General features: G+C 38.6%; 10 protein-coding genes. 7 read left to right on the forward strand and 3 right to left on the reverse strand.

Features of this window, described 5'->3' with window-relative positions; all coding sequences use genetic code 11:
• The first annotated feature begins 163 nt into the window (after positions 1-163).
• The 7 genes from murQ (at position 164) to V7K32_RS08160 (ending at position 12,234) form a co-directional block, all read left to right on the forward strand.
• Complete coding sequence (murQ, locus tag V7K32_RS08130) at positions 164-1,090, forward strand: N-acetylmuramic acid 6-phosphate etherase (RefSeq protein ID WP_334991977.1); 927 nt, start codon at positions 164-166, stop codon at positions 1,088-1,090.
• A 748-nt stretch (positions 1,091-1,838) separates the two neighbouring features.
• A complete protein-coding gene (locus V7K32_RS08135; RefSeq protein ID WP_334991979.1) occupies positions 1,839-3,041 on the forward strand; it encodes a response regulator in 1,203 nt (400 codons plus the stop codon).
• 502 nt (positions 3,042-3,543) lie between these two features.
• Entirely contained in the window at positions 3,544-3,906 is a 363-nt protein-coding gene (locus tag V7K32_RS08140; protein ID WP_334991981.1) for a response regulator transcription factor, read from the forward strand.
• Between the two features lie 125 nt (positions 3,907-4,031).
• Positions 4,032-4,505 carry a chemotaxis protein CheW gene (locus V7K32_RS08145; protein WP_334991984.1) on the forward strand — a complete coding sequence of 158 codons (474 nt, stop codon included), beginning with the start codon at positions 4,032-4,034 and terminating at the stop codon, positions 4,503-4,505.
• Between the two features lie 125 nt (positions 4,506-4,630).
• A complete protein-coding gene (locus V7K32_RS08150; protein WP_334991986.1) occupies positions 4,631-7,939 on the forward strand; it encodes a GAF domain-containing protein in 3,309 nt (1,102 codons plus the stop codon).
• 161 nt (positions 7,940-8,100) lie between these two features.
• On the forward strand, positions 8,101-8,451 hold the full coding sequence (locus V7K32_RS08155; RefSeq protein WP_334991988.1) for a four helix bundle protein: 351 nt from the start codon (positions 8,101-8,103) through the stop codon (positions 8,449-8,451).
• A gap of 147 nt (positions 8,452-8,598) precedes the next feature.
• Positions 8,599-12,234, forward strand: a complete 3,636-nt coding sequence (locus V7K32_RS08160; protein ID WP_334991990.1) for a hybrid sensor histidine kinase/response regulator — start codon at positions 8,599-8,601, stop codon at positions 12,232-12,234.
• 405 nt (positions 12,235-12,639) lie between these two features.
• Here the strand turns inward: V7K32_RS08160 and V7K32_RS08165 are convergent, their stop codons facing one another.
• The 3 genes from V7K32_RS08165 to V7K32_RS08175 form a co-directional block, all read right to left on the reverse strand.
• Complete coding sequence (locus V7K32_RS08165; protein WP_334991992.1) at positions 12,640-13,344, reverse strand: Uma2 family endonuclease; 705 nt, start codon at positions 13,342-13,344, stop codon at positions 12,640-12,642.
• A gap of 241 nt (positions 13,345-13,585) precedes the next feature.
• Complete coding sequence (locus V7K32_RS08170) at positions 13,586-14,458, reverse strand: ABC transporter permease (RefSeq protein ID WP_442938709.1); 873 nt, start codon at positions 14,456-14,458, stop codon at positions 13,586-13,588.
• Positions 14,459-14,521: 63 nt separating this feature from the next.
• Positions 14,522-15,607: an ABC transporter substrate-binding protein gene (locus V7K32_RS08175; RefSeq protein WP_334991996.1), complete on the reverse strand. Its 1,086-nt coding sequence runs from the start codon at positions 15,605-15,607 to the stop codon at positions 14,522-14,524.
• Between the last annotated feature and the right edge of the window lie 325 nt (positions 15,608-15,932).

The following is a 15,932-nucleotide window of genomic DNA, read 5'->3' on the forward strand; positions in this document are numbered from 1 at the left end:
GGTCATTGGTCATTGGTCATTGGTCATTGGTCATTGGTCATTGGTCATTGGTCATTGGTCATTGGTCATTGGTCATTGGTCATTGGTCATTGGTCGCTAACTGACAAATGACAACGGACAAAGGACAAAGAACAACGGACAACGGACAAAGGACAAAGGACAAATGACAAACTTGCAAGAACGTGGGCATCTTTTAACCGAGCTGGTAAATCCTAACAGTCTTAACTTAGACCAGCTCAGTTCTCTGGAATTGGTGGAGTTGTTTAATAGCGAAGACCAAAAGGCAGTCGAGGCGGTTGCGGCGGCGAAAATTCAGTTGGCACAAGCAATTGATCGCACCGCAGAGCGTTTGCGCCACGGAGGACGTTTATTTTATATTGGTGCAGGCACAAGTGGCAGGTTAGGAGTGTTAGATGCTGCTGAGTGTCCACCTACTTTTTGTACGCCGCCAGAGTTGGTACAGGGGATTATTGCTGGTGGTGCTGGCGCACTATTACGCAGTTCGGAGGATTTAGAAGACAGCATCGAAGATGGGGAGGCTGCGATCGCTCAAAGACAAATTACCCAATTAGATGTGGTAGTTGGTATTACCGCAGGTGGGACAACGCCTTATGTTCACGGTGCGCTTCATGCTGCTCGTGTGCGAGGAGCCGCTACTATTTTTATCGCCTGTGTTCCTGCTGAACAAGTTAGCTTTGATGCCGATATTGACATTCGCCTTTTGACAGGGCCAGAAATAATCGCTGGCTCAACTCGCCTGAAAGCTGGTACAGTCACGAAGTTAGCTTTAAATATCCTTTCGACTGGGGTGATGGTCAAACTAGGCAAAGTTTACGGTAATCGTATGGTAGATGTGGCGGTAACAAATCAAAAGTTACGCGATCGCGCTTTGCGAATTTTGCAAGACCTCACAGGCTTAAGTCGGGAAGCCGCTGGTTTTTTATTAGAACGCAGTGGCAAATGGGTGAAGCTAGCGCTATTGATGCACTGGACTGGTTTGGAAAAAGACGAAGGCGATCGGCTCCTTTCAGAACACCAAAGTAATCTTAGGGCAGCTGTTATCAGCTATCAAAACCATAACAAATCTTAAAGAAGTTCAATTTATACACTTAAGGATTATTACTGGCAATTTAAGGCGTGTAAAAAGACGCATTAGGGTTGGCGTAGCCTCTCGTAGAGAAGCCCAGTCTAATTTCGCGTCTCTCTATAAATGAGACACATTAATAAATGTAAATTTTAGTAAATATTTTTAAGATAAGTAAGTAGGCGTAATTAAACATAAGACAAAACCTCACCCTCAATCCCTCTCCTTATTATTGTCGGGGGAAGCCGGATTGAGTGTGAGGTTTTATATTTAATTTGACCGACTTACAGTGATTTTTTCGGCAAAACCAAGCAGAATTGACCTAAATAAAGACTGCCAATCTTGTTTCAACAAAAATTCAGAAATTCTACGGATATAATTCCGTAGGTAAATTATTAAAATAATATATAAATACTGAATGCATCTTTTTTAATGATGTGGGGTATAGCAACCTACTTTAGTTGTAAATGCTGGTAATCAACTCTGTGCTACATGACTTTTTTACTAGTAATATGTTTTGCTATTTTCCTATATCACTTGATTATAATAAACTTGATTTAGACTGCTATATCCGAAATGTATTTGCACTTATTGACGTATCTGGTGACCACTATAAGCTAGTACAGGTCGGCGCAAATAAACCTATCATTCCCAACAGCCAGAAAGCCAAAAAAAATTAAAGCTTTTTTACTTCTGACTTGCGGTACTACTGTGGGTTTTTCAATAGCTGGCTTTTTAATATAAGGAACAAAGTATGACCCACTCCGAACTTATTTTTTCAAATAACCTAGTTAATGAATTTAAAACTTGTACTCAACTGCAATATAATGGCAAATTAAATATTAAAAGTTCTAAGGGCAGCCAATGGACTTTTTATTATCGCTTAGGACGGATAGTTTGGGCAACAGGTGGAACTCATCCCTTCCGCCGTTGGCGGAGAAATATGGCTCAAAATTGTCCCCAGATTGATGTTGAAAAATTGCAGTTGCGTTTGAAAGACGTATCACTAGATTACTGGGATTATCGCATTCTAGAAATCTTTCATAAAAAACAGAAAATTCAGAGAGAACAGATTCAGTGTATTGCCGAAAACACCATCGCAGAACTATTGTTTGACCTAGCTATGCAAGGAAATTTTGCTTCTATAAGTTGCAATCGCAACCAAGAAGTTATCTTAGAAGCACCAATAAGCTTCACGAGTGCAGAAATGTCTGTAAAGCAGATGCAAGACTCGTGGAAAATTTGGTCAGAAGCTGGTTTAGCAAATTTTTCTCCTGACTTAGCACCAGTTATACGGCGACCAGAACAACTTCAGCAGATGGTAAGTCCATCTGTCTACAAAAACTTTGTAAATTTAATCAACGGCAAATTAACTCTGCGAGATTTAGCCGTGAAAATGAAGCAAAGTGTACTACCACTCACCCGTTCATTGCTTCCCTATATCCTTAAAGGAATCATCGAATTGGTAGAAATACCTGACATGCCCTTAGTAGTGAGTGAGGGCAACAATAAGCCTATCACTCCACAACCAAAGAAACCCATTGCTCCTTTAGTAGCTTGCGTAGATGATAGCCCTCAGGTCTGTAAAATGCTAGAGGATATTATCACTTCTAATGGATTAAGGTTTATCAAAATTCAAGATGCTGTACAAGCTCTGCCAATTCTCATTCAGGATAAACCAGACCTGATTTTCTTGGATTTGATTATGCCAGTCGCCAGTGGTTACGAAATTTGTACTCAGTTGCGACGAATATCTGCCTTCGCCAATACACCAGTAATTATACTAACAGGTAGTGATGGCCTTTTAGATAGAGTTCGTGCTAAGGTAGTCGGCTCTACAGATTTTATGACTAAACCTGTAGTCGCTGACAAGGTGATGAGTATAATACGTAAATATTTGCCTACACCGAGTGTATCCATCGACAAGAGTCAAAGTAATTTAGGAGTTTGTAAGTAGGGAGAATGAATAATTTTTCTTGATGATTAATCATAAATTAATCTGATTAGCTTGAAAATTTAATTTCACTCTTCAGCATCAGCCTATTGCTTAACAATTGCGATAACAAAAATATTTACAATCAGTAAACCCTACCTCAGTAAACATAAAATTACTGGGGTAATAAATAATAAGTCCAAATTCCCAACAGGGAAGTAGGTGGCGGTCTTAAAGCCACCTAATTTTTTTGTCCAAAATCGAAGATGTTATCCGTAAGTAAAATATATTAAATTCTGTTCATTACGTACTTTTTCGGAGGTTAATATATAAAGATTGAATCAAAATTAGACAAATACAAATTTTTGTATTTATAACAGTCCTGTTTGATTTGTGAAATATTCTTTATGACAAGGGGTTAGGGGCTAGTCTCTAGTCCCTAACCCCTTGTGTTTGTCCACACATTATTTAGGATTTGTATGTCTAATTTCTTTACATTCTTAAAAAGTTTTAAAGGGAAATTATCATGAATACTGTTTTAGTTGTTGAAGATGGCTTAACAGATATGGAAATAATCAGTCGTTATTTGCAACAGGCAGGTTATTCTGTGATTAGCGCCACAAGCAGTGAAGAAGCTCAAGACAAAATAGATAAAAATAAGCCAGACCTCATATTTCTCGACGTAATTTTACCAGGTAAAAGTGGCTTTGAAATTTGCCGAGAGTTGAAAAACAATCCCAAAACTAGCAAAATACCTGTGGTTTTTTGCTCTACAAAAAATAGTGATGTAGATAAAATTTGGGGTAATATGTTGGGTGCTGATGGTTATCTATCAAAACCGATTGATCGAGAGGAATTAGGGCTAGTTTTAAAGCGATTACTTAATTAGTAAAACTTTCATAAATCAACAAAAGACTAGAAGTCAATGTTGCTAATGTAGAGCCTCTACAAAATTAAATAATAACTGCAAATAGTGGTTAGAGATTAATAATTAAGCACAAAGGATTAATAACTTTGGAAACCAAGGAAAAGTTTTTAAGTTTTAATTTGGGAGTAAGGGATACAGCGATAATTTCGTTACAACACATCACAGAAGTTATGCAAGTATCATTACCAGAAATATGTGGCGTTCCGCAGATGCCTAGTAGCATCTTGGGTATCTATAACTGGCGTGGTGAGATGCTTTGGTTAGTAGATTTAGAGGCAATGTTAGGCTATCCTCCAATTTCGCAAGGAGCAAATTTACTTTCAAAAATGATGGCGATTGTTCTCGAAAATAAGGGTAAATATTTGGGACTGTTGGTACGACAACTGATAGATATTGAATGGCTAGATACTCAGCAAATGAAACCCCCAACTAGCGAATTATTTTATCCTAAAATCTTACCTTTTTTACAGGGATACTTTATTAATGATTCTGAGAATATGATTTTTAATTTGGATGCTATAACAATTATCCAAGCTCCCATGTGGAAAATTCATAATTGAACGGTTGATTATAGGTGATGAGGTATATTGTTTTAACAATTCCTAATCCTTGATAGCCAAATAATAATTCATTCTTACCTGCCGAATAACCAATTATTAGTCTAACAATTTTTGAGGTTAATCAAATGACATTTTTGTATAACAATAGCAATGAAAATAAGCAGATAATTTCTGAAATAGAAAATATGAATGGCAACGCGAATATAACAAATATTGCTAGCAATGAAATATCCTTATTAAACGCGATCGCTCAGGAATTTAAAACTTGGCGGCGACAGTTGCAAGACATCGAAACTCACATGCGCCAAGCGCCAGATTTGGATACATTACTCAAAATTACTGTAGCGCAAATTAGAGAAAAACTTGGCTGCGATCGCGCCTTAATTTATCAGTTTACTTCCATTGATGCAGGTAATGTTTTAGCAGAATCAAGAACACTAGGTTGGACACCAACTTTAGGCGAAAATATTCCCGGAATTATTTTTGGTTTATATAGCAATCAAGATTATATAGAACCTGTAGTTATTGATGATATCAGCCAGATTCAACTTACACCTTATCAAAAGCAACTGCTAGATAAATTTCAAATAAAAGCTAGTTTGAGTTTACCGATTGTAAGAGAAGGTAAAGTATGGGGGTTACTAACAGTAAATAATTGCTTATCAACGCGGCAGTGGCAAGAAGTAGAAATTAGTCTGTTATCTCAAATTACCACAGAACTGATATACAAATTGCAGACTTTTGAATTCAAAAAAGAAGAACAACAGCGCATATTAGCAAAAAAATCTGTAGCTAAAGTCATCGACAAAATTCTCCGAGTATCAAATGTCGATAAGCTTTTTCAAGCAACCACTCAAGAAGTACGTCAATTACTAAAATGCGATCGCGTCGGCGTTTATCGCTTCAAACCTGACTGGAGTGGCGAGTTTGTCGCTGAGTCAGTGGGTAATGGCTGGGTAAAAATGGTCACCCCTGACTTTTATATGGTGTGGGAAGATACCCACCTACAAGATACCCAAGGAGGGCGTTATGCCAAGGGTGAAAGCTTTGTGGCCAAAGACATCTATAAAATGGGTCATGCTCAATGCCACATTGATATTTTAGAGCAGTATGAAATGAAGGCTTACATGATTGCGCCCATATTTGCTGGAGATAAATTATGGGGCTTGCTGGCAGCTTATCAAAATTCTGGGCCTCGTGATTGGCAACCTTGGGAAGAAAGCTTTGTGACACAAATTGGACTGCAATTTGGTGTAGCTATCTCACAAGGCGAATATCTAGAACAGATGCATAAGAAATCTGAGCAACTAGCTCAAATAGTTGAACAAGAAAAAACTTTTACTAAGATAGTAGGCCGCATCCGACAATCTTTAGATGTAGATAGCGTCTTCAAAACAACCACTCAAGAAGTGCGTCAATCACTACGATGCGATCGCGTCGCAGTCTATCGTTTTAACTCTGACTGGGGTGGTGAATTTGTCGCTGAGTCTGTGGGTACTGGTTGGACAAAACTGGTAGGGCCTGATATTAAAACAGTTTTGGACGATACGTACTTGCAAGAAACTAAGGGAGGTAGGTATGCCAAAGGCGAAAACTTTATCGTTAATGACATCTATCAAGTAGGACTTGCTCCTTGCCATATTGAGATTTTAGAGCAGTTTGAAGCCAAAGCTTACATAATTGTTCCTATATTCTTTGGGGATAAATTGTGGGGTTTGCTGGCAGCTTATCAAAATTCTAGCCCCCGTGAGTGGGAAACCTGGGAAGCGAACTTTTTGGTTCAGACTAGCTTGCAATTTAGCCTAGCTAAATCACAGATAGATTATTTAGAATTAGTTCGGTTAAAATCTGATAAACTAGCTCAGATAGCGGAACAAGAGAAAGCTGTCACCAAGATTAGTAACCGGATTCGGCAATCTTTAGATGTCGAAGAAATATTCAAAACAACCACTCAAGAAGTACGGCAATTACTGCGATGCGATCGCGTCGCAGTCTATCGCTTCAACCCTAATTGGAGTGGTGAATTTGTCGCAGAATCAGTAGCTCATACTTGGGTAAAACTGGTAGGTCCCGATATCAAAACTGTCTGGGAAGATACCCACTTGCAAGAAACTCAAGGAGGTCGATATGTCGAGGGGGAAAACTTTGTTGTAAATGACATCTATAAGGTAGGTCATTCTCCTTGCCACATTGAAATTTTAGAGCAATTTGAAGTTAAAGCTTATGTAATTGTTCCTGTATTTGCTGGGGAACAATTGTGGGGATTATTGGCAGCTTATCAAAATTCTGGAACTCGTGATTGGGAAGAATCGGAAGTCACCTTATTAGCACGGATTGGCAACCAGTTAGGACTAGCATTACAACAGACTGAATATTTGCAACAAGTACAAGCGCAGTCAGCAAAATTAGCAGAAACAGTAGCACGAGAAAAGGCAGCCAAGGAGTTATTACAACAACGATCTATTCAACTTTTAATAGCCGTTAGACCCGCCCTCAACGGCGACTTAACAGTACGCGCACCCATTACAGAAGACGAACTAGGCACGATCGCCGATGCTTACAATAATACCCTGCAAGCGCTGCGGCAAATCGTTCTTCAGGTACAGGGCGCTGCTCAACAAGTTGTCCAAACTTCCGGTAACAGCGAGGCTTCACTAACGGGACTGACTAATTTAGCACAACAACAATCTGAGGAAATTACCGCAGCTTTAGGTGAGATTCAACAAATGGTGGACTCGACTCAAGCTGTGGTGACGAATGCTGAGTTAGTGCAAGTAGCGGTACAACAAGCCAATGAAACTGTAGAGTCTGGCGATACTGCAATGAACTTAACTGTAAAAGCAATCCAAGGAATTCGTGAAACCGTCGCTCAAACCAGCAAGAAGATTAAACGCCTCAGTGAATCTTCGCAAAAAATCTCCAAAGTGGTGAATTTGATTGGTAATTTTGCCACACAAACAAACGTGCTGGCTTTGAATGCAGCCATTGAAGCCACCCGTGCAGGTGAATATGGCAAAGGCTTTGCAGTTGTAGCTGATGAAGTTCGTTCTTTATCTCGCCAGTCAGCAGCAGCAACCATCGAAATAGAAAAATTAGTCCAGGAGATTCAAGCAGAAACCGGAGAAGTAGCAGTAGCGATGGAAACTGGTATTCAGCAGGTGGTAGAAGGTACAAATCTTGTCAATGATACTCGGCAAAACTTGAATGCGATCGTTTATGCAACTGCCGAAATTAGTCAGCTAATCGAGCGAATTACCGCAGCGACTCAAAAACAAATGACGCAATCTGTAACAGTCACAAAATCAATGCAAGATGTAGCAGAAATTGCTAATAAGACTTTTGCGGAATCTCAAGAAATTGCTACTGTGTTCCAAGATTTATCAGGGATGGCGCAAGAGCTATTAACAACTGCTAGTAAGTTTAAAGTGAAGTAGGGAATAGGGAGTGGGGAGTTAAGAGTTAGGAATTAAGAGTTAGGAGTGAGGAGTTATTGGGTTAAAGCATTAATTAGATAAATCACTATTTTTTGACAGATTTAAAAATGCTTTGACCTTAATTAATCGTAACTTTTGAGTTGAAGATAGGAGAAGAGTAATTGGCAGAGAGTATTATTCAACAGAAGAGTTTTCAATTTGCTTTGGAAATTATTCACCTGTATATTCAACTGCAAGAGCAACGGGGATATGTGCTTTATAAGCAATTACTACGAAGTGGAACAAGTATTGGCGCGAATGTTGAAGAGGCTAGCGGTGGTCGGAGTAGAAAGGATTTCTTGGCAAAAATGTATATTGCATACAAAGAAGCTAGGGAAACCAAATACTGGCTACGTTTACTACAACAGTCCAAACTAGTAAATATTGATTTAACCAATGAACTAATCTATGCAGACGAAATCATTCGGATTTTAAGTTCAATAGTCAAGACAACTGAAAAATCAATTGGTTGATCAACTCCCAACTCCCAACTCCTAACTCCTAACTCCTAACTCCCAACTCCCAACTCCCAACTCCCAACTCCCAACTCCCAACTCCCAACTCCTAACTCCCAACTCCTAACTCCCAACTCCTAACTCCTAACTCCTAACTCCTAACTTATGATTACAGATAACGAAATTCGTGAACAAGGATACATCTACTTTCTGGCTGAAGCCCCAGAATTAGTCCAAATTATTGAACAAGAACTATTTAGCTTATCGGAAGGTTATAGCATTGCTAAAGTTCATAATTTAATGCGGGCTACTCATACACTTAAAGGTGGCGCTGCTAATGTTGGGCTAGAAGTAATTAAAATGATAGCCCATTTTTTGGAAGATGTATTTAAGTCCCTATATAATCCAAATGTGGTAGTTGATACCGAATTGCAAACACTTTTGTTGCAAGCTTATGAGTGTCTTAGCATAGCATTAAATACCGAATTAATCGGCAGTACTGTTAATGATGAAGAACTGCTTCATCGAACGACTTCAGTGTTTGCACAGTTGCAAGAAAAGCTGGGTGATGCATTTGGTGCTGAGACTCATATTCCCACTTCTGAAGAATTGGGATTTGATATTGTCCAGTCCGTTTTTGAAGTGGGAGTAGAGCAACGTCTAAACAGTATTGCTGAAGCTGTTAACAATCCACCAAGTAGTGACGAATTTATCGAGTTTTTACACTCTCAAGCTGAGGTATTTCTCGGTTTAGCAGAATCTCTAAATTTACCTGGATTGGGAGAAATTTCTCAAACAATTCTGTCAGCCCTGCAAGCAAACCCTACTCAGGTGCAGCAAATTGCAGAAATTGCCCTTGCAGATTTGCAACAAGCACAAAAATTGGTATTAGAAGGCGATCGCACATCTGGCGGAAAAACTTCTCCAGCTTTGCAAAAACTCACAACAGTGGCAAATAATCAGTTATCTGGAGAATTACAAAATAATTCAGAAGAACAATTTTACCAATTTATCACTACATCTGATAACAATAAAAACGAATCAGTAAAGCCTACAACAGCCAAGTTTTATTTAAAAGTAATTCGCTACATTTTTGGCTGGTTTAATCACGAGATCCAAATACCAGAGGCAGAGCTTAATTTTGATTTAATGGTTCCCAGATTAGAAAAAGATAATTTACTTGACTATATCGATAATTGGCTGAAAAACTTTCTTGATTTTGTTCAAGATGAAGACGATAGTCAAAGCCTTTGTATTTATCGACAAGGGATAATTTTAATCATAATATTTGCTGTCATAAAGTTTCAGCATTCTGTTGCAAAAAATAACAGCTATATTTCAATCATTAAAATATTACAAAACCGAATTCATGGATTAGCAGAAGAATATAAAAACTATTCTCCTGTTACTAGCAAAGAGAAAAATTGGCTTGATAGTCCCAAGTTACAAAAAGTTTTAGTTATTAAAGAAATGCCTAATCGTTATTCTCAAATAACTGAGAACTTACTAGAAGCAATATGGGGAGAAGAAGCTAGCGTAACCCTTGCCGAGCAAGTGCTTATAACCACAAATGAGGATTATTCAGAAAAGGTTGATTCATTAATTGTCAATGAGCAGGTAGTTATAAATGTTCCTGAAACTGCTATTGAAGTCATGCCTGATTTAGCGACACAAATCAACAAAGAAATAGAAGATAAATCACAGTATGTTCAAACTAAAAACTTTCGCCAACCTTCATTTATCCGAGTAGATACAGAGAGACTGCAACACCTTAATTATCTAGCCGGAGAATTGCTGATTTACCAAAAACGGCGTAGTTTGCAAGATGAACAAGTCAAAGAAATAATTGACCAATTAATCCAGCAACTTACTAGACACCAAACAACTTTAAATGAATTACGTGATTTACCATTACAAATACAAAATTTTACCTCACAACAAACGCAAAATTTTGCAGTTAAATTTGACTCTTTAGAAATGGATGTATATACAGATTTTCAGATGACATTGCATGAAGCAATAGAAGAGACACTGCAACTACAAGAAACTACGGAGTCTCTTGACTTGCTCGTGACGCAAGCTGCCCAAATTAGTGATAAACAAGAAAATTTAACTCTTAATATTATAGATAGCTTAGTAGAAGCACGAATGTCGCCTTTGGGCAATATCCTGAATCGGTTCCCCCACATGGTAGATAAGTTGGGGAATGTTCATGCCAAACTTGTAGAATTGAAACTTACTGGTACTGAAGTACTAGTTGATAAAGCGATCGCAGAAAAGCTGTACGATCCCTTATTACATTTAGTACGTAATGCTTTTGACCACGGTATTGAATCTCCGCAACTTCGCCGAGAGTTTGGTAAACCAGAACAAGGGTTAATTGAAATCCGCGCCTATCATCAGGGTAGCCAAACTGTTATTGAGCTTCGGGATGATGGCCAGGGATTGAATTTAGACAGAATTCGCAGAAAAGCTGCTGAATTTTATCCCATACAAACTGAAGAAAAAACTATCTCCTATGCTTCTAATCTACCTGAATCTGAACTGTTAGATATGATATTTTCACCGGGATTTTCTACTGCTGGTAAAGTAAGTGAAATCTCTGGGCGCGGTATGGGGTTAGATATCGTGCGGACTCAGATGAAGGCACTTAATGGTTCAATTTCAGTTCAATCCTTACCTAACCAAGGAACAATATTCATACTCAAAATTCCTTTTTCTATGACTACCGAAAAATTAATGCTAGTTCAAGCCAAAGGTGTTGTTTATGCCCTTCTTTTGGACAGCATCGAAAAAATATTGATTCCCTCTGAGCAGCAGATTAAAGAAATTGAAGGTAAAAAAGTCTTACATTGGAATACAGACAATGATGAGACTATGGTTAGCCTCCGTCAACTTTCAAAGTTAATTAATTATAATGGTTCATACATTAACAGTGATACTTTATATAACGTATCAATTAATCACGACCCAAGCCTAGCGAAAAATCCGGTGCTTTTGCTACGACGAAATCAGGGAATGTTTGCTTTAGAAGTTGACCAAATAATTGGTGAACAAGAACTGGTAATCAGACCTTTAGGAAATGCGATCGCACCGCCAAAATACATTTATGGTTGTAGTAGTTTAGCTAATGGTAATCTGATTTTAGTGATTGATGCTTCATTCCTGGTATCTAGCGAGCTTCAACAAACAACACTTGATATCATGGCGCTACCAGTACCTTCTTTGTCAAATAAAAAACCCTTAGCGATATCAGGACAGACTTTTTCATCTACACCATTACTTGCTGCATCTACTTCCACAACAATTATAGAAACCCAACCCAGTTATTCTCAAACAGATAATAAATTACCTATAGAAACCCAACCCAGTTATTCTCAAACAGATAATAAGTTACCAAAAGTTGTTTTAGTTGTAGATGACGCAATTAGTCTGCGCCAAACTATCTCTCTGACACTGCAAAAATCTGGTTATCAAGTAATACAGGCTCAAAATGGTGTAGAAGCTCTAGAAAAGTTACAGTTACATCCAGAAATACAAGTTGTCATCTCCGATTTAGAGATGCCACGAATGAATGGTTTTGAGTTGTTGGGCAATTTCCGTCAATACCCCAATTTAGCAAAAACACCTGTAGTGATTCTCACTTCTCGCAGCGCTGAAAAACATCGTCAGCTTGCTCAAGAATTGGGTGCAAAGGCTTACTTGACTAAGCCTTATTTAGAGCATGAGTTTCTTTCTACAATTAGGGAGTTAATTAATAGTAATACAGATGATTCAAACCATTTAGTCATTAGTCATTGATCAATAGACCTCTTGCAAAAGTCCCTAATACACCACCCCGCATTTGAGTAAACTTACGCTCCCCTCCCCAAAACATCGGGGAGGGGTTAGGGGTGGGGTTCTTTATTTTTGATTCATGCAAGAGGTCTATTGTTTTTTGGTAAGCTAAAAATCTTTTAATTTGCATCCTCCAAAAAATAAATTTCTTGTGGGATGGGACGAAAAGCCCGCCCTAATTGTGCAAATTAAATGCGCGACAGCTTACATACCTCGTTCCGGGCTTCGTCCGCTTTGCTAACGTGGCTGAAGAAAACTTTCTGATTAAAGGCTAATTAAAAACACGTTAAAGAGTGCGCGTGGTATCTCAAGAACTAATGACTAATGACTCTCGCGTTGCGGTTTGATATTTTGGGAAATGCGATCGCCTTAATTAGCAGGTAGATTATTTGGATCTACACCTAAAGAAAGTAAATACTGCGCTAATTGTTCGGCCCTTTGTCGCTGCTGTTGTGCCTGTTCTGCATCTGTAAAATAGCGATTTCCTTGCTCATCGTACCAACATAAAAACTCTTGTTGTATCCCAGCAATTACAGCTTGGTGTCGCCCAATACCTAACCCTACCTCTGGCATCAAATAAGGTTCACCTATTTGTAGTTGGTAGTTTCCATCTATTAACTTATAGACTTCCAAGGGTTGATGTTGGTCGCGTCGCCAAAACTCAGGGTTATAAATTACGTAGTACAATACACCGAGTTTTCTGTATATATCTAGTTTCTCGTCGTATTCACCTCCTGGGGTGTGGGATACCATTTCTAATGTGAATATTGGAACTATTCCATTTTCTTCCCAAACCGCGTAACTTTTGCGTGATTTACCACCCTTTTTTCGTTCTACTCCCACACTTAAAAAACCATCTGGCACTACAGGTACTCTAGAATTTAGTCCTGTGGTGTGATATAATCCCATATCTACACCGAAGTACCAATCCATACGATTTGCCCAAATGGAGTTGAGTAAGAAGAGTAAAATGTTGGGCAAAAAGTTTTGGTCTTCGTTATCCACTGGCGTATCGTCTGAACAGGGAAGTTCATCAGTAGTTGGTAACGCATTTTTGAGATCAGGTGAGAGCATAACCGTTGTCTCGCTGGCGTTTGATGCATTTATTATAAATGAGTCAAACAATTTTGGATTTTGGATTTTAGATTGACTCCATAACTTAACTCATTAGCTCTGTCATTTAATTTTAGATTTATTCCACGTAGCTTGCTTTTGGCGGAGTGAGTAGAAATTCACTTGCTCTAAAATCTTTTTAAATTTTTGATTTTGAATCTTTAATCCAAAATTTAAAATCTAAAATTCAGTGACTGAAAGTTTAGCGTTTGGGTGCAGTCTCACCAAACTTAATTAAAAGTGCGATCGCAATACTAACAAGCAAAATTAACGTCATACTTAAGGCTGAACCAAATCCCCAATTTTGCGTTGCTCCCAGAAACTGGTTATAAACTAACCGCGCCGCCGTCATACTAGAAGCACCACCAAGTAATTCTGGATCGACAAAATCCCCCAAGCCTGTGATGAATACAAGCATGGAAGCAGCCGCAATTCCAGGAAAAATTTGTGGTACGGTTACTTGGTAAAAAGTTTCCACCGGATTTGCACCTAAATCAGCCGCCGCTTCTAGCAACCGCTTGTCTAGCTTTTCGAGAGAAGCATATAAAATCAAAACCATATAGGGTAACAAGCTGTAACTCATGCCAATAAATACAGCTTGACTCTGGTTAAGTAATTCCAAAGTAGGTAAGCCTAAATTGCTGAGTAAACTGTTCAATAAACCAGTAGGACGAAGAATTGTAATCCAAGCATAAGAACGGAGTAACGAGGAAGTCCACAAAGGTAAGACAAAGCCTAATAGTAGCAAATTCCGCCAACGCTGAGGCGCTATCTGAGCAATCCAATAGGCAACGGGGAAGCCCAAAATTAAACAAATTATTGTGGTGCCAAACGCAAAAAATAGCGATCGCACAATTACATGCACATAAAGTGGATCAAATATTCTAATGTAATTTTTAAATCCGTTGGGATTCACCAAATCTCCTGGTCGGATGTCTGCAACTAAACTTAACTCGAAAATTATCAAAGTTGGCAGCACTAACAAAAGCAATAACCAAATCCCAGATGGTGCAAGTAATGCCAAAGGTTGCACCCAATTCGCTGGTGGGCGATGCAATTCTTCTATTTTAGAAATATCATTTTTTTGAAAATTTACCACTTATAACTCCTAACTCCTAACTCCTAACTCCTAACTATTTTACCCGCTAGTTAACTGAGTCCAATAGCGATCGTAAACCTCTTCAAATTCTCCTACAGGAGTAACACGTTCACAATTTGCTAAAACTGACTCTGAGGGAAATAAATTAGGATTATTTTGGATTTTTTTTGGCAATTGCTCAAATCCAGCACTATTAGGCGTAGAAATATTTAGACGTTGACTGATTTTAGCTGCTAATTCTGGTTGCAAAATCATGTTAATCCAAGCATAAGCTCCAGCCTGGTTGGGGGCTGTTTTAGGAATTACAATAGTGTCTGTCCATAATGAAGAACCACTGCGAGGAATTACATATTTGAGTTTAGGATTTTCTTGAGAAATTCTCACCGCATCTGCTGAATAGCACATTGCTAATAGTAAATCTCCTGCTAGAATTTGATTTTGCCAAGCGTCGGTGTCAAAACGTGCGATCGCAGATTTTAGCACTTTCAATTTTTCATAAGCTTGTTTGATTTCTTGTTCATTTTTTGAGTTGTAAGAGTAACCTAGCATCCGTAATGTTGCACCCATCACTTCTCGAACATCATTGAGCAAGGTCATTTGCTGATTAAGTTGCTTTTTGTTTTGCCAAAGGTAATCCCAGTCTTGTGGTGCATCTTTGATTTTTTCAGAATTGTAAAGTAAACCTGTTGTCCCCCAGTTAAAAGGGATGCTATATCGGTTATGGGGGTCATAGCTAGGATTCTGAAACCGGGGAAATAAATTCTCTAAACCGATTAAGCGATCGCGATCTATTTCTGTTAATAAACCTTTGTCTACCATCTTCTGCACCATGTAATCGGATGGGTAGATAATGCTGTAAGTCCCACCGCCTCCAGCTTGCAATTTAGCTAGCATGACATCATTGGAATCATACACATCCGCTAGCACTTTCATGCCTGTTTGGGTGCTAAAGGTTTTCAATAATTGGTTGTCAGTATATTGCGTCCAGGTAAAAATATAAAGTTGGTCACGTTGACCCGAAGTATTAGAATTAGCACGGACTTCAGCTAGCCTCCAGCCACAACCAGCTAAAGATAAGCCAGAAAGCCCTGTCACCCCTTTTAAAAATTGGCGTCTGTTAGTCATTAAGTTAGAAGCTGTTTATCAACAACCTCTAGATTACGGTATACCTAGTAACCCCTGCCGTGATTTTTGGGGATAAATGTGTCAATCTTCACACTTACTCTTGGGCTTGCTTAATCTATGGTGGTTGTCCTGCCTCAACGAGATCCTTGTATGGAAGGAGTTATTGATCATACTGGTATCAGTGAAACAAGAAATCAGAAGTTTTTGCAGATGAAATTATGTAGATTTTGACTATAGAACCCATTTGACATCTAAGAAGGTGCAGCAAGCCTCTTAACCATCAACCGAATAAAACAAAGATTAACCTTGGCAGTCGCATTAGCTA

This window comes from Nostoc sp. (genome assembly GCF_036917635.1).
Lineage (GTDB): Bacteria > Cyanobacteriota > Cyanobacteriia > Cyanobacteriales > Nostocaceae > Nostoc.